The sequence below is a fragment of the Mycobacterium sp. RTGN5 genome, assembly GCF_033804465.1.
Classification (GTDB): domain Bacteria; phylum Actinomycetota; class Actinomycetes; order Mycobacteriales; family Mycobacteriaceae; genus Mycobacterium.
This window is the reverse complement of record NZ_JAPZLA010000002.1, coordinates 109,112-131,565: the sequence shown is the minus strand read 5'-3', so window position 1 is coordinate 131,565 and position 22,454 is coordinate 109,112. Positions and strand designations below refer to the sequence as shown.

Genomic DNA, 22,454 nt, shown 5'->3' with positions numbered 1-22,454 from the left:
CTCAGCAGGACAGGTTGACCGGAACCGTCAGGTCGACGAGGTACTTCACGATCGCCCCGTCGATGCACTCATTGCCGTTGAACACCGCGGTGTGCTGGGTGCCGTCGAAGGTGACCAGCGGTGCGCCCAGCTCGCGGGCGAGGTTCACCCCCGCCTCGTACGGAGTGGCCGGGTCGTGCGTCGTGGACACCACGACGACGCTGCCGGGCGGGGCGGGAACCGCCGGGTGCGGCGCCGACGTCGGCGGTACCGGCCAGAACGCACACAGGTCGCGCGGCGCGAAACCGGTGAACTGACCGTAGGCCTGGAACGGAGCCAGCTCGCGGGTACGCCGGTCGATATCGGCCCACACCGCCGGATCGGTCGGGGTCGGGCCGTCGACGCAGCGGACGGCGTTGAACGCGTCCTGCCCGTTGCTGTAATGCCCGTAGGGATTACGGCCGTCGTACTCGTCGGCGAGCATCAACAGGTCGCCGGCATCGGTCTGGCGTTGCAACCCCAGCAGGCCGCTGGTGAGGAACTTCCAGTACTGCGGTGTGTAGAGGGCGTTGAACGTCCCGGTGAGCGCGTCCTGATAACCCAGCCCGCGCGGATCCGACGTCGGGCCGGGCTTGGTCACCAGCGGATCGACCAACTGATGGAAGCGGTCGACCCAGTGCGCCGGGTCGGTGCCCAGCGGGCAGCCCGCCGATTTCGCGCAGTCCGCGGCGTAGTCGTTGAACACCACCTGGAAGCCGGTCATCTGCTGGATGATCGATGCCACGGTGTCCTGCGCGGGATCGATCGCCCCGTCGAGCACCATCGCGCGCACCCGGTCCGGGAACTTCTCCATGTACGCGGTGCCTAGCTCGGTGCCGTAGCTGAACCCGAGGTAGTTGATCTTGTCGTCGCCGAGGACCTGGCGGACGGTGTCCATATCCTTTGCGGCCGAATCGGTTCCGACGCCGGCCAGGAACGCCGCGCCCATCTTGTCGGCGCATTCCTTGGCGAAGTTCTTGTTGATCTTCTCGATCGCGGCCACCCCGGCGGGGCTGTAGTCCACCATCGGGTTGCGCCGCCATGCGTCGAACTCGGCATCGGTGCGGCAGCGCACCGATGGCGTCGAGTAGCCGACTCCGCGCGGGTCGAACCCGACGAGGTCGAAGTGTTCGGCGATCGGGCTGCCCGCCAGCGCATAGCTCATGCCGGCGGCCGAGTCGACCGCAGAGGCACCGGGGCCGCCGGGATTGACGAACAGGGCGCCGATGCGCTCGCCGGTGGCCGGAATCTTGATGACGGCCAACTGTGCTTGCGGCCCAGCGGGATCCGCGTCGCTGATCGGTACTGGCACCGTCGTGCACTGCGCGGTGGGGATGTCACGGGCACCGTCACCGAGGAAGCCTTGACAGCTTCCCCACGTGACCTGCGGCGCCGACGTCTGACCGGGCCCGGCGTTCGGCGTGGCAGCGGCCGGCGGGGCCGCGACAGCGACCGCCAGCACGGTGCAGAAGAAGAGCGCCGAGCCGATCCGACTCGCGCGTCCCATGGCAGCCATCGTCGCATGGCTGCGCGATCGGCGCGGCAGCGAGGCGGTCACACTCCGATCTCAGATGCACGCCACGTCGGTAACGATTCGTGACGCCGGCGTAGAAGCGTTGTGGCGCCTAGTGTTTGGCGTCAGCAGGTCGCGCCGGGTGGGGGCAGCTTCAGATCGACCAGGTAGGCGGCGGCGTAATTGTCCACGCAGGTGTTGCCCTGGAAGACGACGGTGTGTTGGGTTCCGGTGTACGTCAGCAGCGCTCCGCCGAGCTGCTTGGCCAGGTCCACCCCCGCCTGATACGGCGTCGCCGGGTCGTTGGTCGTGGACACCACGAGCACCGGCGGAAGACCAGTCGCGTTAATCGCGTGCGGCGTACTGGTCGGCGGCACCGGCCAGAACGCGCAGGTGCTGAGCGGGGCATGTCCGGTGAAGTCGCCGTAGCTCATGAACGGCGCGACCTCACGCATCTTCTTGTCTTCGGCGATCACCTTGTCGCGGTCGGTGATCGGCGGCTGGTCGACGCAATTGACCCCGATGCGCGCGTCGGTGGCGTTGGTGTAGTGACCCTGCGGGTCGCGGCGCATGTACATATCGGCCAGCGTCAGCATGCCATCCCCACGGCCGTTGGTCATGTCGGTCAGGCCCCGCGCCAGGAGCGGCCACAGGTTCGGCGAGTACAGCGCCATGATCGTGCCGATGATCGAGTCGCTGTAGCCAAGACCGCGCGGGTCGGCGGCGGGCAGGGGCTTGTCGACCAGCGGGTCGACCAGGCTGCGGTAGACGTCGACGGCCTTGGCCGGATCGGTGCCCAGCGGGCAGCTCGGATCTTTCGCGCAGTCGGCGGCGTAATTGTCGAAGGCCTGCTGGAAGGCCGCGGCCTGGTCGAGGTCGGCCTGGATCGGATCGGCGTTGGGGTCGATGGCGCCGTCGAGGATCATCGCCCGCACCTTGTCCGGATAGGCCTCGGCGTAGGTCGAGCCGATCCGGGTGCCGTAGGAGTAGCCGAGGAAGGTCAGCTTGTCGTCGCCGACGGCCGCGCGCAGCGCGTCCAAATCCTTGGCGACGCTGGCGGTGCCGACATTTTCCAGGAAGTCCTTGCCCATCTTGTCGACGCAGCGCTGGATGAAGGCCTTGGTCTCGCCCTCGATATGGGCGACCCCTTCGGGGCTGTAGTCCACCTGCGGGTCAGCGCGCAGCCGATCGTTGTCCGCGTCGGAGTTACACCACAGCGCCGGGGTGGAGGAACCCGTCCCGCGCGGGTCGAAGCCCACCATGTCGAAGTGCTGCCGCACCGAGGCGGGCAGGTTCTCCACAATGCTGACGGCAGCCGCGACACCCGACTCGCCGGGACCGCCGGGGTTGATGATCAGCGAGCCGATCTTCGGCCCGGTCGCCGGGAACCGAATCAACGCGAGGACGGCGACGTCGCCGTCGGGCTTCGCATAGTCGACCGGCACGGCGATCTTGCCGCACTGCGCACCCTTCGTGATATGCAACGAGTTACCACCACCGCCGCCGACTGCCGGGCACGGACCCCACTGCACCGGTTGCCCGATCTGCGGTCCGGCCATCGCGGCCGTTCCCCCGACGATGGTGCTGCAGCCGGCGCTCGCGACGAGTGCGGCCACGGCGGGGAGCACCAGCGCGGTGCGGATAGCGCGTGGTCGGTGGTAGAGCCTCATGGCAAACATGCTGCCATGTACGGCTGCGGTGCCTCGCACACCGACCCGCCGGGGACGGCTATTTGGTGGCGTCGAGCAGTTCCTTCATCCCCACCGCGAAGTCGTCGGCCAGATCCCACAGATCCGGCAACAGTTCCGGGCAGGCGATCAGGCCCACGTCGAGTTTGCCGTTCAGTGACATCACCGTGATGTTGAGACCCGAGCCGTGAAAGATCGGCCCGAGCGGGTACATCGCGGTCACTTCGGCGCCCAGGAAGTACAGCGGGATCTGCGGGCCGGGCACATTGGAGATCACCAGGTTGTGCACCGGCCGGGCCTCGGTCAGCCGGCTGCGGGCGTAGACCCGCATCGCGACGCCGAAGATGGCCGGGCCGGCGAATTGGCTCCAGTCCTGCAGCAGGGTCGCCCCGATCGCCGAGCTGTGCTCCTTGGCGGTGGTGTTCGCCGCCGCGATGGCCCTGATCCGCTCGGCCGGATCCTCGATCTGAGTCTCCAGTTTGGAGAACATGCCGGATACCTGGTTGCGGCCGGGCCGGTCGGAGCGGTCGTGCACCGATACCGGAACCATGGCGACCAGTGACGACTCGGGCAGTTCGTCGCGGTCGAGAAGGTAGTGGCGCAGCACGCCGGCGACGAGGGCCATCACCACATCGTTGACCTTGACCCCGAAGTGGTTCTTGACGGTCTTGATGTCCTCGAGGTCGAGTTCGGCGAACGCGACGTTGCGGTGCGCGGTGATGCTGGCGTTGAACTTGGTCTGCGGTGCCGCGAACGGGGCCGCCATCGCCCGGCCGCCGACCGCGCGCTGAACGGTGTCGACGACGGTGCTGACCGTTGCGGGAATCACCTTGGTGGCCAGGTGCAGGGGCCGGGTGACGAAGTTGCCCAGCCCGCCCAGCGCGATGCGCAGCTGGTTCGTCGCGCCGAACTCATCGTCGACCGGCTCCGGTGCGGGTGCATCGGGTTCGGTGCTGCACAGCTGCGACATCAGGTTGGCGCCGGTCACTCCGTCGACGGCGGCGTGGTGAACCTTGGTGAGCACGGCAAGCCGTCCGCCGTTGCGGGCGTCGGTGCCTCCGACGCCCTCGATGACCCAGGTCTCCCACAGCGGGTAACGGCGATCCAGGGGCAGTGACGCCAGGTGACCGCAGATCTCGCCGAGCTCCACGCGACCGCCCGGCGCCGGTAATCCGATGCGGTGCAGGTGGCGGTCGATGTCGAAGTGCTCGTCTTCCACCCACACCGGATGGTCGAGGTTGAGGAAGCTGTTGGCGAGCCGCTCGCGGAAGCTCGGTATCGCCTTGACCCGCAAGCTCAGCTCGTCACGCAGCCGTTCGAAGGTGTAGCCACCCGGGATCGTGGACGCGTCGAGCTCCAGTACCGAACACACATGCAATGGCTGGGAAGGGGTTTCGAGGTAGAGGAAACTTGCGTCGAGTCCGCTGAGTCGCTGCAGGTGTTGCACCATGCCGCCGATGGTATGTCGGTGGCCGTGTGACAGGTGTGAGAAAGTCCACTTCACTGTCCGTTCACCTTTGCCGCCCGCGGTGGCACACTTGAACCCGTCAGACGAACCCGGGGACCCGGATGGGCCTCGAGGATCGACAGAGACAAACTCAAGGGACAAAGATGTCTGAACAGACTGTCTACGGTGGCTGTAGTACTCCGACTGCTTCGCGCAGCAAGGTTCGCACCCACCACCTGCTGAAGTGGAAATCCGAAGGCCACAAGTGGGCGATGCTCACGGTCTACGACTACTCCACCGCCCGGGCCTTCGATGAGGCCGGGATTCCGGTTCTCCTGGTCGGCGATTCCGCCGCCAACGTCGTCTACGGCTACGACACCACCCTGTCGGTCTCGATCGACGAGCTCATCCCCCTGGTTCGCGGTGTGGTCCGAGGCGCCGAGCACGCGCTGGTCGTCGCCGACCTGCCGTTCGGTACCTATGAAGAAGGGCCCAAGCAAGCGCTGCGAACCGCGACCCGCTTCATGAAGGAAACCGGCGCGCATGCGGTCAAGCTCGAGGGCGGCGAACGGGTCGCCGAGCAGATCGCCACGCTGAGCGCCGCCGGCATTCCGGTGGTCGCCCACATCGGGTTCACCCCGCAGAGTGTCAACGGCATGGGCGGCTTCCGCGTCCAGGGCCGTGGCGATGCCGCCGAGCAGACCATTCACGACGCGATCGCGGTCCAGGAGGCCGGCGCCATCGCGGTGGTGATGGAGATGGTGCCCGCCGAGCTGGCCACCCAGATCACCGGCAAGCTCACGATTCCGACCGTCGGCATCGGCGCCGGGCCCAATTGCGATGCGCAGGTGCTGGTCTGGCAGGACATGGCCGGGCTCACCAGCGGAAAAACCGCCAAGTTCGTCAAACGATTCGGTGACGTCGGCGGCGAATTACGCCGCGCGGCAACGCAATACGCCGAAGAGGTGGCGACCGGTACGTTCCCGGCCGAGGAGCACAGCTTCTAATATCCCCTGCGCCCAAACCGACAAATGGGCGCGAAAGTGCGAGTAGATCGCACCATTTCGTCGATCTCGACGTCAGGTAAATTTAGGCGCGCGCTTGTTCAGGAACGCGTCGATACCCTCGCGGCCGTCGGCACTGTCGGCGCACTCCGCGATCAGCTGGCCCTCGAGTTCCATCTGCTCCTCGAGACCGCTGCCGAACGTGGCCAACATGAGCTTCTTCACAGCACCGCTGGAACCCTTTGCCGCAGAAGCGAATTGCTCGGCCAGCGCCTGTGCGCGGGTCGCCAGCTCGGCGGCGGGCACCACCTCGTTGACCAGCCCCCAGTCGGCGGCCTCGGCCGCTTTCAGCGTCCGGTTGGTCAGCATCAGTTCCTGAGTCCGTCGCACGCCGATGATCCGCGGCAGGTAATACGACGAGCTGCCGTCCGGACTCAGCCCGGCCTTGGTGTAGGCCATGGTGAACGACGCGGTGTCGGCGGCCAGCACCAGATCACCCGCGACAGCCAGGCTGAAGCCGGCCCCGGCGGCCACGCCGTTGACCGCGGTGATCAGCACGGCATCCATCCGGGCCAGGATCGAGATGGCACGGTGCAGGTCGTCGGCGATGCCCTTGACGAAGCGGCCCGGACCGAGCGGAGAGGTCGCCATCGCCTTGAGGTCTCCCCCGGCGCAGAAGAACCGGCCGGCTCCGGTGAGCACGACGGCCTTGGTCTCGGCGACATCGCAGCGCTCCGCGACCTGGGCGAGCTCGGCGGTCATCACGTCGTTCATGCCGTTGGCGGCGTCGGGCCGGTCCAGCACGATCCGCGCGATCGGGCCGGTCTGCTCGAAGGACAAGGTCTGGTAGTCGCTCACGGCCGGAACGTTAGCAATGCCAGCCCAGGATCCGGAGGGCGGCATCGGCGATCACGCTCGGCGTCTCCGGTGTGCAGGCCTCGTCGTCGGAACGGCGGTTGATCACCGACTCCACCAGGCGGAACGGAAGGTCGTCGGCGTCGGGGATCCCGCCGCACTCCGCGATCACCTGGGCCGCCAGCTGCCGGTAGCGGCGGCGCAACTCCTCGCGATTGGCGCGAAACTGCGCGAACCGGTCGACGCGCAGCTCCGGCAGCAGGTACAGCGCGCCGAGATTCCAGCGGCTGGAACACAACTGCGAGCAATCCGCGACCACCAGGGCGTGCAGTCGTTTACCGGCCGAGCCGTCCTGGGCCAGCAGCTCACCGGCCAGTCGCAGCGCCTCGTCGACGGTTCCGGCCAGCAATGCATCCAGGATGTCGTCCTTGGTGGCGAAGTGGTGGTACAGCGAGGCCTGGCGCATGCCAACGGCTTCCGCGATCCGTCGCGTCGAGGTTCCGGCGTAGCCGATCTTGGTGAACAGTTCGGCGGCAGCGTCCAGGATCTCTTCGCGGGCGGTGTTTCCTGGTCGACGGGATTGTTCGAGCCGGGGACGGCCCCGCCCCTCGTGGCCCGCACTGCGCATAGGCCATTGTCGCATTCACCAGCCACGTCACCCGCTGCACAAATAACTGTCATTTGATAGAAATACAGTCAACCCAGTCGTTACACCGGCGACACCCACAGGGAACGCCCCCTGGGAAAACTTTCAGTTGACAGTTAATCGGGCGCCGGCCCGGACAGGAGTGACGAGATGACCACCGCGTCAACCGACGGTGCCCGTTCGCACGCGCGGTCTCAGGCGAGCGGCGCCAGCATGCGCGTGCCCACCCTGCCCGACGGCGTCGACGGCACCCGCCTGGTCTGGTCCGAGGCCGTGCCTGCCGAGTCCTACGTCTCCCGAGTGCTCGGGCGGGGCACCCGCCTGCGGCTGTCCGATCCCGATGGCGGCGCCTGCGCGCACCTCTTGCTGTTCCGCGCCGACGCGTCCTGGGAGCGGCTCAATGTCGCCGACACCATGAAGGTGCCATGGCAGGCGTACCTCGGCGTGGGCCATCCGCTCCTGTCCGACCAGGGCCGCCTGCTGGCGACGATCGTCGCCGACAGTTCCGGCCAACACGACCTGCTATGCGGCCTGCCGCAGGCCGGCCAACAGAAGATGCTGCTGGCAGTCATCAAGCACGGCATGGACATTCGCGACGTCGCACCGTCGGCGACCCTGCTCAAGGGGGTCCGGGTCGAGGATTCCGGTGCGCTGACGTTCACCGGCTCGGCCGGGCCGGGAGCCGCCGTCGAACTGCTGATCCATCTGCCCGTCGTGGTCGCGGTGGTCAACACCGCCCATCCGCTTGATCCCGAGCCCGCGACGACCGCGCTGGACATCGTGGCCTGGCGGGCCGACGAGGAACTGTCCGTTCCGGTCAACACCGACCCGGAATACTCCCGGGCCCTGTTCAACACCGAATCCACTTGGGCGGCGGCACAATGATTTCCGATGACGTCGTCGCGGCCTGCACACCGTGGTCGGCGATCCTGCGCACCGGCCAGTCCCTGCAGATCATCGACTTGCACGGCAACCAGGCGGTGGACACCTTGTTCTACGCCGTCGACGGTGACCGGGCCGACCCGACCGGGCGCTACAGCGCACAGGCCACGATCGCCGCGCAGCGCAACATCTTCCTCAGCACCGGCTCGGTGTTGCGGGCCGCCGACGGCCGGGCCCTGGTGACGATCGTCGCGGACGAGGTGGGCAATCACGACACCATCGCCGGCGCCTGCTCCAAGGAGTCCAACACGCTGCGCTACGGCCACCACACCGTGCACCAGCACGCCTGCGCCGAGAACTTCCTCGCCGAGGCCGCCAGGTGGGGAATGGGCAAGCGCGACATCGTCTCCAACATCAACTTCTTCATGAACGTGCCCGTCGAGGCCGACGGCACACTCGGGATCGTCGACGGCCTGTCGGCGCCGGGCAAGTCACTGACGGTCCGCGCCGATACCGACACTCTGGTGCTGGTGTCCAACTGCCCCCAAATCAACAACCCGTGCAACGGATTCGACCCCACTCCGGTGCGGATGGTGATAACAGCCTCATGAGATCAGTCGAGGTGGTGCGGCCGGGAATGCTGACCACCGTTCAGGATTGGCCCGGCCGCGTCGGCTACTGGCATATCGGCGTGCCGCCGTCGGGGCCGATGGACGACCTGTCGTTCCGGGTCGGCAATCGGGTGCTCGGCAACCCCGAGGGTGCCGCCGGCCTGGAGTGCACGAAAGCCGGTCCGGCACTGCGGTTTCCCGATGGTGGCCGGGTCTGCGTCGCCGGTGCGGCCGCCCCCGTGACCGTTGATGGGACGCCGGTGCCGATGTGGCAGTCGATCACCGTTCCCGCCGGCGGCGTGCTGGACGTCGGTATGGTTCCCGGGCCGGGGATGCGCTGCTATGTGCTGATCGCCGGTGGCCTGCAGGAGCTCGAATACCTGGGCAGTTCAGCGACGTTCACCCTTGGCTGCTTCGGCGGTCACGACGGCCGCCCACTGCGTGAGGGTGACCTGCTGGCCGCGGGCGAGGATGCGGGCCCGGCGTCGGCCCGGCCGGCCCGCGCCGCCATCGATGAGCAGCCGGCGATCGGCCACCGTTGGCAGGTCGCCGTCACCGAAGGCCCGCACGGCGCACCGGAATTCTTCACCCGCGCCGATATGGCGACGATCGTCGGCACGGACTACACGGTGCACTTCAACTCCGATCGCACGGGTGTGCGGCTGCTGGGCCCCAAGCCGCAGTGGGCCCGCACCGACGGCGGTGAGGCCGGACTGCACCCGTCGAACATCCACGACAATGCCTACTGCGTCGGCACTTTGGATTTCACGGGCGACACCCCGATCCTGCTCGGTCCCGACGGGCCCAGCCTCGGCGGGTTCGTCTGCCCGGTCACCGTGGTGCGGGGCGATCGCTGGAAGCTCGGGCAGATGGCCCCCGGTGACACCGTCCGATTCGTGCCGGTCCGCGCGGACCGCGCGCCGGCGCTGGGCAGTATCGACGCCAACCGGCGGGCATCGATGCCGCTGGTGATCTCCACCTCCAGCGACGCCGACGATGGCGTGCTGACCCGATTCGTCGGCACCGAAGGCACCGATGTGACCGTGCGCCGCGACGGCGACGGCGGGGTGCTCGTCGAGTACGGCCCCATGGTGCTCGACCTGGCCATGCGCGCACGGGTGCATGTGCTCTACGAATCCCTCTCGGCCAGTGCGGTTCCCGGTGTCACCGAGCTGACCCCCGGGGTGCGCTCGCTGCAGGTGCAGTTCGATCCCGCCGTCCTGAGCACACCGGAGTTGGTGGACCTGCTGGCCCGCACCGAGGAGTCCCTGCCCGCCACCGACCAACTCGTCGTCCCCAGCCGCAGCGTGCGCCTGCCGCTGTCCTGGGACGATCCCGCCACCCACGAGGCGATCCAGCGCTACATCCACGGGGTGCGCGCCGACGCGCCGTGGTGCCCGTGGAACATCGAATTCATCCGGCGGATCAACGGTTTGGCCGACGTCGAGCAGGTGCACGACATCGTCTTCGACGCGCAATACCTGGTGCTCGGCCTCGGCGACGTCTACCTCGGGGCGCCGGTGGCCACTCCCCTCGACCCGCGCCACCGGCTGGTGACCACCAAATACAACCCGGCGCGCACCTGGACACCGGAGAACGCCGTCGGGATCGGCGGCGCATATCTGTGCATTTACGGCATGGAGGGTCCGGGCGGCTACCAGTTCGTGGGGCGCACCACGCAGGTGTGGAATCACCGCCATCCGCAGGATTCGCGCTCCTTCGAGCCCGGAACCCCTTGGCTGTTGCGCTATTTCGACCGGATCGGATTCTATCCGGTCAGCGCCGAGGAGCTACTGGATCTGCGGGCCGACATGGCCGCGGGCCGCGGCGACGTCGAGATCACCGACGGCACCTTCTCGATGGCGGGCTACCAGCAATTCCTGACCCAAAACGCGGGCGGCATCGCCGAATTCCGGGCCCAGCAGGCCGAGGCATTCAGCGCCGAGCGCCACGCATGGGACCAGGCCGGCGAGTTCGCCGGTCAGCTGGCCAGCTGACGGCGCGGCCGGGCGCCGACGGAGCGCTTCTCCGATCCTGCTCGATCGGTTCGGCGACGCAGCACCAGGCGACCGCGACATCATGTTCACCTGGATATGACACCCTGTGAAAATGGGTTCTGGAAATCGCCATGTCGAGGTGGAGCGCAAGTTCGATGTCCCCGCGGGCACGGTGTTCCCCTCCTTCGACGGGCTCGCCGCGGTAACTCGAGTGGAACGGCAACCGGCACAGTCACTGGACGCGGTGTATTTCGACACGCCCGACCGCGACCTGGCCGATCACCGGATCACCCTGCGCCGCCGCACCGGCGGACCTGACGCGGGGTGGCATCTGAAACTGCCCGCCGGGCCCGACGCCCGAACCGAGGTCCACGCGCCGCTGGACACTTCCGCGGAGGCTGACGACACCGCGGTGCCCGAGGAGTTGCTCGACATCGTGCTGGCGATCGTGCGGGACCGCCCGCTGGCGCCGGTCGCGCGGATCGCCACGACCCGCAACGTGGTGATGCTCTATGGCACTGACGGATCGGGGCTGGCCGAGTTCTGCGACGACCAGGTCAGCGCGTGGGCGCTGGGAGTGGTCGACGGCGAAGCCGGGGAGGAACTGCGCTGGCACGAGTGGGAGCTTGAGCTGGTCGACGGCGAGATCGAGGGTGCCAGGGACGTGCTCCAGCGGCTCGGCAACCGGCTGCTGGACGCCGGTGCGGCGCCCGCCGGGCACGGGTCCAAGCTGGCGAAGGTGCTCGACACCGCCGGTGCGCTCCCGGAGCCACCCGAGGAGCTAGAGGCGTCCTCAGATCCGGTGCACCGGGCGGTCGCCGAGCAGGTGGACGAGCTGCTGGTGTGGGATCGCGCCGTGCGGGCCGACACCTACGACTCCGTCCACCAGATGCGGGTGACCACCCGCAAGATCCGCAGCCTGCTGCAGGCCTCCGAGGACACGTTCGGGCTGAGCGACGATGCCTGGATCCTTGACGAGCTGCGTGCGCTGGCCGGTGTGCTGGGCGTCGCCCGCGACGCCGAGGTGCTCGCCGAACGCTACGAAAAGACGTTGAAGGACCTGCCCGACGAGCTGATCCGCGGTCCGGTGTACCAGCGTCTGGTCGACGGGGCGCAGCGCAACTACCAGTCCGGTCTACGGCGCTCGTTGTCCGCGATGCGATCGCCCCGCTACTTCCGGCTGCTCGACGCCCTGGAGGCGCTGGTGGCCGCGCAGCCGCCGGAAGCCGCGCCGGGCGAAGAGCCGAAGCCGGTGAACATCGACTCGGCCTACAAGCGGGTGCGCAAGGCCGCGAAGAACGCCGCGGAGGCCACCGAGGATCGCGACGAGGCGCTGCACCGGATCCGCAAAGGCGCCAAGCGACTTCGCTATGTCGCCGCTGCCACCGGTGAGCCCAAGGTGTCGGATCGGGCCAAGACCATCCAGACCCTGCTCGGCGATCACCAGGACAGTACGGTCAGCCGGACTCACCTCGTCCAGCAGTCGTTGGTGGCGCACGCGGCCGGCGAGGACACGTTCACCTACGGCCTGCTCTACCAGCTCGAGGACGACCTGGCGAACAGGTGCCGCGAACAGCTCGACGACGCGCTGAACGCCTTGCGGAAGACGTTCAAGAGGTCGCACTAGCGGCCTTCGCAGCGAACAAATGCACGCTCACGTTCGGCGATTGCCTACCCGCCAAACGCAAGCAGTTTTGACGTGCCGGTCGATATATCCTTCTGCTGTGAGCTTCCTGTGCTTAGTATCAGCTGTCAACCATGCATTGGCACGGTTGCCGCACGTCGATTCGTAGTTTGCTGAACCTTGCGAATCGACACGGCGACCGGACTACAGCAACGAATATTTCGGGGGAAATATGCACTATTCTCGCTACGTCGGTCGCGTCGGCGTATTGGCCGTGATGTTGGGGGTCGGGACCGTCGTAGCGGCTCCGGCGTGGGCTAACGACGGCGATTCAGGGACTGGCTCATCGACTTCGAATTCGTCCGCCTCAGGGTCGTCATCATCGGCCGGTTCGTCCTCCGGAGCACGACCGCGGCATGGAGCCAACGCTGACTCCACGCGTCGCACCCCCGCTGGAGGCAGCGTCAAGTCGAACAAGGGACCGAGGAAGCCCAGCGGCGCCACCGTGGTGACGGCGGCCAGTGTGGCGGATCCTGTCACTCCACAATCAATCTCGGTGTCACAAGCGCCCAACGCAGCCCGGGCGGTGGTACGCGTCACCGCGCTGAACGCCGTGTCCGCACTGCCGGCTTCCGGCACTGGCGCCCCCGCTCAATCGTCGGCCCTTTTCGCACTGATGGGCGTCGCCCGCCGCCAAACCGATGACAGCGACCGCATTGCGGCAGCGGCCCCGGCAGCCGCCACGACGACGATCACGGTCAGCTCGTGGAGTCAGCTGGTATCTGATGTGGCCAAGTACGGCGGCTACATCTCGCTTCCGACGGCGGGCACATTCCAAGGCAATGTTCCAGCGACGCTGGACGACACGTCATGGACGTTCAAGAACACGTATCTCGATAACTTCGACGAAACTCAGACGGCATACACCTACACCACGCCGTACTCACAAAACGCGTTCGTCCAGTCTCAGCTGAAAAACAGGGCTCTAGCGCTGCATCTGACCTACGCCCCGTCCAACTACACCGCGTACCTGGTGGCGACATCTCCCACGGACGCTTCGGCCATCAGCGGCGGGAAACAGCTCACCATCGGCGACGCCATCGTCCACCCCGCCCCCATTTTTGCGCTCGCCCCCGATGGCAACGGCGGCTTCACGTTTGCGATGCCGTCTGCCACGGACCCGAGCTGGCAAAGTTCGTATACGGTCGTCATCCTCCCTAAAAACATCGTGCCGGTCTTTCCCGGTGGCGATATCACGGCGCCGAAAGCCCCCACCCTCACGACCTCGAAGCTCACCTCCTCGAGCGTTACGCTGAAAACGTCAGGAAGCACTGACGATGTCGGGGTCGTCGGATACAACTTCTATCGCGTCACCGCCGACGAAAACGGTCAAGTACCTGCCGGAACCACTATCTGGAAAGCCAACGGGTTGGTGGTTTCGGCCGGGACGACGTTCGTCGATACCGCAGTCGAACAAGGTACGACCTACGTCTACACCGCTCGCGCTGTCGATGCCGCTGGGCACGAAAGCTTGGATAGTGCAGCACTTTTGGTGAAAATACCGCCCCCGGACGCTCAGCCGCCGACCGTGCCGACCATCACCGCCAGCACCATCACGACGACGTCTGCGACGTTGCATGTCTCCGGTAGTACGGACAACGTCGGGGTCGACGGCTATGACATCTACCGAGACGGCCTACAGGTCAATGTCGCACCCATCAAGGCCGGTCAGAGCTTCGTCGATACCGACCTCACCCCGGGAACCGAATACTCCTACAGCGCGCAGGCCTTTGACGCCGCAGGCAACTACAGCGACGAAAGTGCCGCCATCCTCGTCACAACGACCGGCACCACGGGCGGCGGAGGCGGCGAGCCGCCCCCAGGTGGTGGCGGAGGCGAAGTCGCGCCGCTACCCGTACCGGGGATTACCTCGACCAAAATCACGGATCACTCGGTCGTCATCACATTAACGAGAGCCAAACACGACAATCGAGTCGTCAGCTATCTCATCTACCGCGACGGCCAAGCGGTCGCCACATTGCATAGCCTCGGTGACGAGTTCACCGACGAAAACCTTGATTCCGATGTCACCTACATCTATACAGCGAAAGCCCTTGACGCTGAGTACCACTCAAGTGAGCTCAGTAGGTCGCTCAGGGTCACTACTTACTCAGAAGACGAATGGGAGTATCGGAACGGTGCTGCAGACTCCTCCTGGGAGAAGCAATGGGAGAAGTTCAATACGTACTTCGGGTGGATTCCGCTGGTCGGCGACGGGCTCGCCGCGATAAGCACCGGCATCGATCTAGCTCAGCTCGGTCGCGCGATCGCCAGCAGAAACAAACACCAGATCTACGACGAACTCAAGGACCTCGGTGGCGACTTGATCGGCTTTATCCCTTTCGCCAAGGCCGTTGATACAACCTTGGTCAAGGCCATTGAGGATTTCGCTGACGAACGCACGAAAACGACATTGGAGAGCGTCGCCTGGCATCTGGCAGAGCGGATCTACGACGCGACCGTCCCGCCCAAGTAGGTCGAGACGGCTAATGGGCGAACGAGTTGGCCTGTAAGCCGGATTCTGTCCCGTCCTACCCCGGGTAACCGTGGCAGAGCGGCGGCGACCATCCATCTGGGCACACCGTCGCCGGGTGCCTCGAGCGGCCTACCCGCAGGCTCGGGCGAGCAGCCCTCGAACGCCTGCGCAACCGCACCAGGTGCGGCCTCTTGGCCTTGCTTCGGGTGGGGTTTACCAAGCCATTCCGGTCACCCGGGATGCTGGTGCGCTCTTACCGCACCGTTTCACCCTTACCACCGCGGCCCAAATATCAGGCGTGAGTGGCGGTTTCTTTTCTGTGGCACTGTCCCGCGAGTCACCTCGGATTGCCGTTAGCAATCACCCTGCTCTGTGAAGTCCGGACTTTCCTCGACTCACCCGGAGGTGAGCCGCGGCCGCCCGGCCAACTCGTTCGCCTGAACACGGTAGCTCATTTACGCCGCAACTGGATCACGTTGTCGGCGATGCTGGCCTGCTGACCGTCGGGCCCGACCGCGTCACGCTCGACCGGCCCCAGCCGCACCGTCTCCCACTGCGTGTCGTCAAGGGCAAGGCCGGCCAGTACCTCGTCGGCCGGCGGGAATTCGTGGTGGTGTACCTCTTCCGACGCCCAGGGCGGGGCGCTCCCGTGATCGACGATCAGCAGCGTGCCCCCTGGCGTCAGGGTGGCGGCGGCGCGGCGCAGGATCGCGAGCCGGTCCATCTCCAGGGTGGTGTGGAAGAAGTGCGCCGACACCAGATCGAACGGGCCGTCCGGCAGGGTTTTGGTCAGATCGTGTTGCTGGAAGTCGATGCGCCCCAGCACTCCTCGTGATTCGGCGTCTTCGGCGGCGCGGGCCAGCGCCGTGGTGGAGACGTCGACGGCGACGACGTGCCAGCCGTGCTCGGCCAGCCACATCGCGTCGCCGCCTTCACCGCAGCCCACATCGAGTGCGCGCGAACCGGTCAGCCCGCCGACGATCTCGGCGAGGCGGGCGTTGGGTCGTCCGCTCCAGATTCGCGGCTTCTCCGCGTAGCGCGTTTCCCAGTGGGTGTGGTGATCGGTGTCCATGTCCCGAGCTTGCCGACGCCGGGCCATGGTGGCAAGGTCTTTTGCCATGCAGGCAAACGACGACGTCGATCTGAGGGTGCGCAGGCGGCTGCGCGAACTACGCGGCCGGCTCTGCCTGACCCTTGAGGATGTCGCAACCCGCGCCGGTATCGACGTGTCGACGTTGAGTCGGCTGGAGTCCGGTAAGCGCCGCCTGGCCCTTGACCACCTGCCCAGGCTGGCCGCGGCGCTGTCGGTCAGCACCGACGAGCTGCTCGGGGCGCCGGAGACCGTCGACCCGCGGGTGCGCGCCCCGTCGCACACCCGCCACCTGGTCACCTACTGGCCGCTGACCCGTCACAGCGGGACCGGGCCGCAAGCTTTCAAGATCCGGATCAGCGCGCGGCGGCGCACGCCGCCGGCCGAACTGCCCACCCATGAGGGCCAGGAGTGGCTCTATGTGCTCTCCGGTCGCCTCCAGTTGATCCTGGGCGAGCAGCATTTCGTCATCGACGCCGGCGAGGCGGTGGAGTTCAGCACGTGGACGCCGCACTGGTTCGGCACCGTCGACGGCCCGGTGGAGGCGATCATCCTGTTCGGCCCACACGGCGAACGAGTGCATCTGCGGCAGTAGGGCTCAGTCCAGATACGACGTCTGGTTCACCAGGCGCACCGAAGCATTGCCGTCGGGATAGAACTCCGCGATGCTCAGCGATGCCAGGTCCAGGTGCAGCCGGTACAGAATGCTGGAGCCGGCGTCCAGCGCCAATCGCAGCAGCGTCTTGATGGGCGTCACGTGCGACACCACCAGCACCGTGCTGCCCGCATGCTCGGTAATGATCCGAGCACGCAAGCGCTGAACCCGTTGCTGCACATCGTCGAAACTCTCGCCGTCCGGCGGGCGCAGGCTGGTGTCGCGCAGCCAGTGCCCGTGCAGGTCTGGGTCGCGTTCGCGGGCCTCGCCGAACGTCAGCCCTTCCCAGGCGCCGAAATCCGTTTCGATCAGGTCGTCGTCGACCGTGACGTCAAGGCCGAGTGCCTTCGCGGCGGCCGCGGCGGTGTCGTGCGCGCGCCGCAGCGGCGACGTGATCACCGCGTCGATGCCGCCGAGCGTGGCCAGATAGCGCGCCGCGGCATCGGCTTGGCCGCGACCGGTCTCGGTCAGTTCGGGATTGCCGCGACCGGAATAGCGGCGCTCGCGGGAGAATTCGGTCTGCCCGTGCCGCAACAGCAGCATGCGAGTGGGCGCGCCCTGATTACCGGTCCAGACCGCGGGCGGCACGGCGACCGCGTGCGAAGTCGGCTCGGCGGCAGCGACCTCAGCATCCATGGCCTGGTTCGCCAGCCGGTCGGCATACGAGTTCTGCTCGCGCGGAATCCACTGGTAGGTCACCGAATCGAAGGTCGACGCCAGCGCCCGCGCCTGCTGGTGCAGCTCGGCCATCGCAGGGTGCTTGACCTTCCAGCGACCAGCCATCTGCTCCACGACGAGCTTCGAATCCATCGACACGCCAACCTCATTGGCGCCGAGGCCACGGGCCTCCTCCAGTCCCGCGATGAGCCCGCGGTACTCGGCGACATTGTTGGTGGTGATCCCGATCGCCGCGCCGTGCTCGGCCAGCACGTTCTGGTGATCGGCCGACCAGACCACACATCCGTAGCCGGCCGGGCCGGGGTTACCCCGAGATCCGCCGTCGGCCTCGATGAGTACCTTCACGCCTATGCCCCGCCGACACGCAACAGGATCGCCTGGCACTCCGGGCAGCGGATGATGTCATCTTCCGGCGCGGCCGAGATCCTGGCCATCTCACCGCGATCGAGCTCGATGCGGCACGCCCCACATCGCCTGCCAAGCAGCCGTGCCGCACCGGCGCCCGACACCTTCCGCTGGCGTTCGTAGAGCTGGACAAGGCTCGAATCCAGAAAGGCCACGATCTGCTCCCGACGGGCTGCCTGCCCGTTACGAACCCGCTCGATCTCGGCAATGGCCTCGTCGCGGGCTCGCTCCGCGGCGGTCAGATCAGCCTGCAGGGCATCGATTGTCGCCACTTCACGGGTCTGATCGCCGCCCAGCTGTTCGAGGCGCTCCATCACCTCGAGCAGCGAATCCTCCAGGCTGGACTGCCTGCGCTCCAGGGTCCCCAGTTCGTGCTGGAGTTCCTCGAGCTGCTTGGGATTGGTGGTGCCGGAATCGAGAAGTTTGCGGTCACGGTCCTCACGCTGGCGCACGCCGTCGATCTCGGATTCGAACCGCGTCACCTGGGCGTCGACATCCTCCAGCGCGATGGCCAGTGCGGCCAGCCGGTCCGCCGCCTCGTGGTGGTCGGCTCGCACGGTGTCGTAACTCTGCTGCTCGGGCAGGTTGGCCGCCCGATGGGACAGCCGGGCCAGCTCGGCATCCAGCTCGGCCAGCTCCAGGAGCGAACGTTGCTGTGCCAATTCAGCTTTCACGGCATGCCTTTCGAAACATCGATATTCCACGGGTCGGTGCGCAGGTCGCTAACACCGACCGTCAGCGCCGCGCCGAAATGATTCCGCAGCAGCGCGGCGGCTTGCCCGCACCACGGATACTCGCTGGCCCAGTGTGCGACGTCGACCAGTGCGACGCCACTGGCGCGCCGGTGCTCGTCAGCGGGATGGTGGCGCAGGTCGGCCGTCACGTAGGCGTCCACGCCGGCGGCGCTCGCCGCACCGAGCAGCGAATCGCCGGCCCCGCCGCACACCGCCACCCGCGTCACCGAGGCATCCGGGTCACCGGCCGCGCGCACTCCCCAGGTGGTCTGGGGCAGCACCGCGCCCACCTTGGCGACGAAATCGGCGAACCGCAGCGGTTCGTTCAGGGTTCCGATCCGGCCGATCCCCACACCGGACGGCAGCGCGGCGAGCGACACCACGTCGAACGCCGGCTCCTCGTACGGGTGCGAGGCGCGGATCGCGGCCAGCACCTGGGCGCGCAGCCGGGCCGGCGCCACCACCTCGATGCGGTCCTCGCTGACCCGCTCCACCGATCCGACCGCGCCGATGGCCGGTGACGCGCCGTCGAGCGGCAGGAACTGGCCGGTGCCGGCGACGCTCCAGCTGCAGTGTGAGTAGTCGCCGATGTGACCCGCGCCCGCGGCGAACACGGCCGCGCGGACCGCCTCGGCGTCGGCGACGGGCACGAAGATCACCCATTTGTCGAGGTCCTGGCCGGCGGCCGGGTCGAGCACGGCGTCGACCGTCAGCCCGAGTACCTCGGCCAGCGCGTCGGACACGCCCGGATTGGCCGAGTCAGCGTTGGTGTGGGCGGTGAACAGCGCGGCATCGTCGCGGATCAGGCGGTGGATCAGCGCGCCTTTCGGGGTACTGGCCGCCACCGTGTCCACCCCGCGCAACAGCAGCGGGTGGTGAGCCAGCAGGAGCCCGCGCGGTCCGACCGTGGCCGCTACCTCGGCGGTGGCGTCGACGGCCACGGTCACGGAGTCGACGGCGTCGTCCGGGTCGCCGCACACCAGGCCGACCGAGTCCCAGCTGTGGGCCAGTCCAGGCGGGTAGGCGGCGTCGAGCACGGCGATGACCTCTGCCAGTTTCACGCTCATCGCGTCGTCACCACCACGCCAAGAACAGTAGTGCGCGGCGATCGGCAACAATGGAGCGGTGACCAGCACGGCCTCCGCCACCCGCCCGCAGTTGGTGATCTTCGATCTCGACGGCACCCTCACCGACTCGGCCGAGGGCATCGTGGCCAGCTTCCGGCACGCGTTAGCCGCGATCGGCGCCGACGTGCCCCCCGGTGACCTGGTCGGCCGGATCGTCGGCCCACCGATGCATCAGACCCTGGCCGGCCTGGGTCTGGGTGAGCGCGCCGACGAGGCGATCGCGGCCTACCGCGCCGACTACACCAGCCGGGGCTGGGCGATGAACAGCCTGTTCGACGGCATTCCGCAGCTGCTGGGCGACCTGCAGGCGGCCGGGGTGCGGCTTGCGGTGGCCACCTCCAAGGCCGAGCCGACCGCCCAGCGCATCCTCGAGCACTTCGGGCTGGCCAGGTACTTCGACGTGATCGCCGGCGCCAGTGTCGACGGCACGCGATCCAGTAAGGCCGACGTGGTGGCGCACGCCCTGGGCCAGTTGCATCCGCTGCCTGAACGGGTGCTGATGGTCGGTGATCGCGCCCACGACGTGGAGGGCGCCGCCGAGCACGGGATCGACACCGTCGTCGTGGGGTGGGGTTACGGCGCGACCGACTTCCTCGAGCCGCACGCCGCCGAGGCCGCGGCCGCCCATGTGCCGACGGTGTCGGCGCTGCGCGAGGTGCTCGGTGTCTGAGACTCAGCTCGTGCATGTGACGTTCGTGTGCTCCGGCAACATCTGCCGCTCGCCGATGGCCGAGAAGATGTTCGCCCACCAGATCGACCAGCGCGGCCTCGCCCACGTGGTTCGGGTGAGCAGCGCCGGCACCGGCAACTGGCATGTCGGAGATGGAGCCGACGAGCGAGCCAACGTTGTCCTGCGCCAGCACGGCTACCCGACCGATCACTCGGCAGCGGAGGTGGGCGATGACCACCTGGCGGCCGACCTGGTGATCGCCCTTGGCCGCAACCACGTGCGGATGCTGACCCACCTCGGGGTGGAGCCCGAGCGGGTGCGGCTACTGCGGTCGTTCGACCCGCGGTCGGGCAAGCACGCCGACGACGTCGAAGACCCGTACTACGGCAGCCACGCCGATTTCGAGGAGACGTTCACCGTGATCCAGGCGGCCCTGCCCGGCCTGCACGCCTGGGTCGACGAGCAGCTGGCCGGCGAAGGTCTGACCGGCTGATGAAACGGTGGACGTTCCTGCTGCGCCCGGGCTGGCTGGCCCTGGCGTTGGTGGTGGTGGCATTCGCCTACCTGTGCTTCACCGTGCTGGCGCCGTGGCAGCTGGGCAAGAACACCAAGACCAACCGGGAGAACTCGCAGATCGAGAACTCACTGAAAGCGGCTCCGGTCGCGGTGACAACGGTTCTGCCGCATCAAGATTCGTCGGCACCCGACGCGCAGTGGCGCAGGGTCACGGCCACCGGGCACTATGTGCCAGCCGCCCAGGCACTCGCCCGGTTGCGGGTGGTCGGCGGCGCACCCGCCTTCAACGTGCTGATGCCGTTCATCGTCGACGGCGGTCCAACGGTGCTCGTGGACCGGGGATACGTCCTTCCGAGGCAGGGCAACAAGGTGCCCGAGATCGCACCGGCGCCGACCGGGACGGTGACGATCACCGCGCTGCTGCGCGATTCGGAGACCGCGCCGACCGACAAGCCGCCGTTCCGCGAGGACGGCTTCACGCAGGTCTATGCCATCGACACCGCCGAGGTGACAGCGGCCACCGGGGTCGCGGTGGCGGGTTCCTATCTGCAGCTGGTGGACAACCAGCCAGGCGTTCTCGGTGTCGCCGAGATGCCGCACCTTGACCCTGGACCGTTCCTGTCGTACGGCATCCAGTGGATCGCGTTCGGGATCGTGGCCCCGATCGGGCTGGGCTACTTCGCCTATTCCGAGATCCGCGCCCGCCGCCGAGAGGCAACAGCTTCAGCGGCCGCCGCCGAGAAACCGTCATCGGCCCCGGTCACCGTCGAGGACAAGCTCGCCGACCGCTACGGCCGACGGCAGTAAGGCCGATCGCCACCACCGCCGCGGCGGCCTGAACGGCCCGCGAGAGCCGCACCGCGCGGCGCAGGTCGTCGATGCCGGGAATGTGGCCGTCCCCGAGCGTCGGGCGGATCTCCAGCTGATGGTGGTACTGGGTCGGGCCGCCGAGGCGCACCCCGAGCGCTCCGGCGAAGGTCGCCTCCACCACGCCGGCATTGGGGCTGGGGTGCCGCGCCGCGTCACGGTGCCAGGCCCGTAGCGCGCCGGCCGGTGAACCGCCGACCAGCGGCGCGCAGATCACCACCAGAACACCACCCACCCGGGCCGCCACATAGTTCGCAACATCATCCAAACGTGCTGCCGCCCAACCGAACCGGTCGTAGCGCGCAGAGCGATGGCCGATCATCGCGTCCAAAGTGTTGACGCCGCGGTACACCATCACACCCGGCACTCCCCCGACGGCCGCCCACAGCAGCGGCGCGACGTGCGCGTCGGAGGTGTTCTCGGCCACCGATTCCAGTGCCGCCCTGGCCAGCCCGTCGGTGTCGAGCGCCGACGGGTCGCGGCCGCACAGCGACGGCAGCAGCGCCCTGGCACCATCGATGTCACCGGCGGCCAGCAGGTCGGCCAGCCGGTCGCCGGTGCGGCCGAGCGTGGTTCCGCCCAGTGCCGCCCAGGTGGCCGAGGCCGTCGCTACCGCCAGTCGTGGCCCCGTGGCGCCGCGCTGCGTCAGCGCACCGGCGACGGCAAGCCCGCCAAGCAGCACACCGGTATGCAACGCGCCGGCGGCTCGACTGTCGCGGTAGGTCAGCTGTTCGAGTGCGGCTGCACACCAACCGAACCCCGCAACGGGATGACCACGTGCCGGGTCGCCGAGAGCCACATCGGCCAGCTGGGCCGCCAGGATGCCGACACCCCGCCACCGTCTGCGCGCAAACACCCCGGCACTCTCTCACACGTGATGTACTGCCCCAA

The 22,454-nt window shown here is 67.6% G+C and carries 20 protein-coding genes and 1 other RNA gene; 10 read left to right on the top strand and 11 right to left on the bottom strand.

Translation table 11 applies throughout. The features are described 5' to 3' along the window. Window position 1 precedes the first annotated feature (1 nt). The 3 genes from SLQ31_RS13185 to SLQ31_RS13175 form a co-directional block, all read right to left on the bottom strand. The gene (locus tag SLQ31_RS13185) at window positions 2-1,534 is read right to left on the bottom strand and encodes an alpha/beta hydrolase (protein WP_319434610.1); all 1,533 of its coding nucleotides are present in this window, start codon (window positions 1,532-1,534) and stop codon (window positions 2-4) included. Between the two features lie 122 nt (window positions 1,535-1,656). Beyond that, window positions 1,657-3,201 (bottom strand): alpha/beta hydrolase, encoded by a 1,545-nt coding sequence (locus SLQ31_RS13180; protein ID WP_319433252.1) that lies wholly within the window; start codon window positions 3,199-3,201, stop codon window positions 1,657-1,659. A gap of 58 nt (window positions 3,202-3,259) precedes the next feature. Then, complete coding sequence (locus SLQ31_RS13175; RefSeq protein WP_319434608.1) at window positions 3,260-4,657, bottom strand: wax ester/triacylglycerol synthase family O-acyltransferase; 1,398 nt, start codon at window positions 4,655-4,657, stop codon at window positions 3,260-3,262. A 173-nt stretch (window positions 4,658-4,830) separates the two neighbouring features. Here SLQ31_RS13175 and panB point away from each other — a divergent pair, with 173 nt between their 5' ends. After that, on the top strand, window positions 4,831-5,673 hold the full coding sequence (panB, locus tag SLQ31_RS13170; protein ID WP_319433250.1) for a 3-methyl-2-oxobutanoate hydroxymethyltransferase: 843 nt from the start codon (window positions 4,831-4,833) through the stop codon (window positions 5,671-5,673). Window positions 5,674-5,745: 72 nt separating this feature from the next. Here the strand turns inward: panB and SLQ31_RS13165 are convergent, their stop codons facing one another. Beyond that, window positions 5,746-6,528 (bottom strand): enoyl-CoA hydratase/isomerase family protein, encoded by a 783-nt coding sequence (locus SLQ31_RS13165; protein WP_319433248.1) that lies wholly within the window; start codon window positions 6,526-6,528, stop codon window positions 5,746-5,748. A 10-nt stretch (window positions 6,529-6,538) separates the two neighbouring features. After that, the gene (locus SLQ31_RS13160) at window positions 6,539-7,168 is read right to left on the bottom strand and encodes a TetR/AcrR family transcriptional regulator (protein ID WP_319433246.1); all 630 of its coding nucleotides are present in this window, start codon (window positions 7,166-7,168) and stop codon (window positions 6,539-6,541) included. Window positions 7,169-7,321: 153 nt separating this feature from the next. Between SLQ31_RS13160 and SLQ31_RS13155 the strand changes: the two genes are divergently transcribed. From SLQ31_RS13155 to SLQ31_RS13135, 5 genes are all read left to right on the top strand, one after another. Further along, entirely contained in the window at window positions 7,322-8,056 is a 735-nt protein-coding gene (locus tag SLQ31_RS13155; protein ID WP_319433244.1) for a DUF1989 domain-containing protein, read from the top strand. Further along, window positions 8,053-8,664 carry an urea amidolyase associated protein UAAP2 gene (locus SLQ31_RS13150; protein ID WP_319433243.1) on the top strand — a complete coding sequence of 204 codons (612 nt, stop codon included), beginning with the start codon at window positions 8,053-8,055 and terminating at the stop codon, window positions 8,662-8,664. The genes SLQ31_RS13155 and SLQ31_RS13150 overlap by 4 nt, the downstream gene beginning before the upstream one ends. After that, on the top strand, window positions 8,661-10,661 hold the full coding sequence (locus tag SLQ31_RS13145) for a 5-oxoprolinase/urea amidolyase family protein (RefSeq protein WP_319433242.1): 2,001 nt from the start codon (window positions 8,661-8,663) through the stop codon (window positions 10,659-10,661). The genes SLQ31_RS13150 and SLQ31_RS13145 overlap by 4 nt, the downstream gene beginning before the upstream one ends. A 112-nt stretch (window positions 10,662-10,773) precedes the next feature. Then, complete coding sequence (locus SLQ31_RS13140; protein WP_319433240.1) at window positions 10,774-12,288, top strand: CYTH and CHAD domain-containing protein; 1,515 nt, start codon at window positions 10,774-10,776, stop codon at window positions 12,286-12,288. 553 nt (window positions 12,289-12,841) lie between these two features. After that, window positions 12,842-14,821, top strand: coding sequence for a hypothetical protein (locus tag SLQ31_RS13135; RefSeq protein WP_319433238.1), 1,980 nt, complete (start codon window positions 12,842-12,844; stop codon window positions 14,819-14,821). Window positions 14,822-14,839: 18 nt separating this feature from the next. Here SLQ31_RS13135 and rnpB read toward each other — a convergent pair. Then, window positions 14,840-15,253: RNase P RNA component class A (gene rnpB / locus SLQ31_RS13130), an RNA gene on the bottom strand. 19 nt (window positions 15,254-15,272) lie between these two features. Further along, the gene (locus tag SLQ31_RS13125; RefSeq protein WP_319433236.1) at window positions 15,273-15,893 is read right to left on the bottom strand and encodes a class I SAM-dependent methyltransferase; all 621 of its coding nucleotides are present in this window, start codon (window positions 15,891-15,893) and stop codon (window positions 15,273-15,275) included. Between the two features lie 46 nt (window positions 15,894-15,939). Between SLQ31_RS13125 and SLQ31_RS13120 the strand changes: the two genes are divergently transcribed. After that, window positions 15,940-16,506 (top strand): XRE family transcriptional regulator, encoded by a 567-nt coding sequence (locus SLQ31_RS13120; protein ID WP_319433234.1) that lies wholly within the window; start codon window positions 15,940-15,942, stop codon window positions 16,504-16,506. Between the two features lie 3 nt (window positions 16,507-16,509). On the opposite strand, the gene SLQ31_RS13115 is transcribed toward SLQ31_RS13120, so the two are convergent. The 3 genes from SLQ31_RS13115 to SLQ31_RS13105 are packed head-to-tail and all read right to left on the bottom strand — an operon-like array spanning window position 16,510 to window position 19,450. Further along, window positions 16,510-17,589: a bifunctional RNase H/acid phosphatase gene (locus SLQ31_RS13115; RefSeq protein ID WP_319433232.1), complete on the bottom strand. Its 1,080-nt coding sequence runs from the start codon at window positions 17,587-17,589 to the stop codon at window positions 16,510-16,512. A gap of 2 nt (window positions 17,590-17,591) precedes the next feature. Further along, on the bottom strand, window positions 17,592-18,323 hold the full coding sequence (locus tag SLQ31_RS13110) for a zinc ribbon domain-containing protein (RefSeq protein ID WP_319433230.1): 732 nt from the start codon (window positions 18,321-18,323) through the stop codon (window positions 17,592-17,594). After that, window positions 18,320-19,450: a Nif3-like dinuclear metal center hexameric protein gene (locus tag SLQ31_RS13105; protein WP_319433228.1), complete on the bottom strand. Its 1,131-nt coding sequence runs from the start codon at window positions 19,448-19,450 to the stop codon at window positions 18,320-18,322. Before SLQ31_RS13105 ends, SLQ31_RS13110 begins: the two co-directional genes overlap by 4 nt. Before the next feature lie 58 nt (window positions 19,451-19,508). Between SLQ31_RS13105 and SLQ31_RS13100 the strand changes: the two genes are divergently transcribed. From SLQ31_RS13100 to SLQ31_RS13090, 3 genes are read left to right on the top strand one after another with little or no spacing between them, the layout of a single operon-like run. Further along, entirely contained in the window at window positions 19,509-20,180 is a 672-nt protein-coding gene (locus tag SLQ31_RS13100; protein ID WP_319433226.1) for an HAD-IA family hydrolase, read from the top strand. Continuing rightward, entirely contained in the window at window positions 20,173-20,673 is a 501-nt protein-coding gene (locus tag SLQ31_RS13095) for a low molecular weight protein-tyrosine-phosphatase (protein WP_413642021.1), read from the top strand. Before SLQ31_RS13100 ends, SLQ31_RS13095 begins: the two co-directional genes overlap by 8 nt. Further along, window positions 20,673-21,503 (top strand): SURF1 family protein, encoded by an 831-nt coding sequence (locus SLQ31_RS13090; protein ID WP_319433223.1) that lies wholly within the window; start codon window positions 20,673-20,675, stop codon window positions 21,501-21,503. Before SLQ31_RS13095 ends, SLQ31_RS13090 begins: the two co-directional genes overlap by 1 nt. On the opposite strand, the gene SLQ31_RS13085 is transcribed toward SLQ31_RS13090, so the two are convergent. After that, window positions 21,457-22,419 carry a cobalamin biosynthesis protein gene (locus tag SLQ31_RS13085; RefSeq protein ID WP_319433221.1) on the bottom strand — a complete coding sequence of 321 codons (963 nt, stop codon included), beginning with the start codon at window positions 22,417-22,419 and terminating at the stop codon, window positions 21,457-21,459. The genes SLQ31_RS13090 and SLQ31_RS13085 overlap by 47 nt on opposite strands. Window positions 22,420-22,454: the final 35 nt, after the last annotated feature.

What these genes read in the sequence shown, in the direction of transcription:
- SLQ31_RS13185 (WP_319434610.1), bottom strand. Translation starts at nt 1,534, where the DNA reads ATGGCTGCCATGGGACGCGCGAGTCGGATCGGCTCGGCGCTCTTCTTC.
- SLQ31_RS13180 (WP_319433252.1), bottom strand. Translation starts at nt 3,201, where the DNA reads ATGAGGCTCTACCACCGACCACGCGCTATCCGCACCGCGCTGGTGCTC.
- panB (WP_319433250.1), top strand. Translation starts at nt 4,831, where the DNA reads ATGTCTGAACAGACTGTCTACGGTGGCTGTAGTACTCCGACTGCTTCG.
- SLQ31_RS13160 (WP_319433246.1), bottom strand. Translation starts at nt 7,168, where the DNA reads ATGCGACAATGGCCTATGCGCAGTGCGGGCCACGAGGGGCGGGGCCGT.
- SLQ31_RS13155 (WP_319433244.1), top strand. Translation starts at nt 7,322, where the DNA reads ATGACCACCGCGTCAACCGACGGTGCCCGTTCGCACGCGCGGTCTCAG.
- SLQ31_RS13150 (WP_319433243.1), top strand. Translation starts at nt 8,053, where the DNA reads ATGATTTCCGATGACGTCGTCGCGGCCTGCACACCGTGGTCGGCGATC.
- SLQ31_RS13145 (WP_319433242.1), top strand. Translation starts at nt 8,661, where the DNA reads ATGAGATCAGTCGAGGTGGTGCGGCCGGGAATGCTGACCACCGTTCAG.
- SLQ31_RS13140 (WP_319433240.1), top strand. Translation starts at nt 10,774, where the DNA reads ATGGGTTCTGGAAATCGCCATGTCGAGGTGGAGCGCAAGTTCGATGTC.
- SLQ31_RS13125 (WP_319433236.1), bottom strand. Translation starts at nt 15,893, where the DNA reads ATGGACACCGATCACCACACCCACTGGGAAACGCGCTACGCGGAGAAG.
- SLQ31_RS13120 (WP_319433234.1), top strand. Translation starts at nt 15,940, where the DNA reads ATGCAGGCAAACGACGACGTCGATCTGAGGGTGCGCAGGCGGCTGCGC.
- SLQ31_RS13105 (WP_319433228.1), bottom strand. Translation starts at nt 19,450, where the DNA reads ATGAGCGTGAAACTGGCAGAGGTCATCGCCGTGCTCGACGCCGCCTAC.
- SLQ31_RS13090 (WP_319433223.1), top strand. Translation starts at nt 20,673, where the DNA reads ATGAAACGGTGGACGTTCCTGCTGCGCCCGGGCTGGCTGGCCCTGGCG.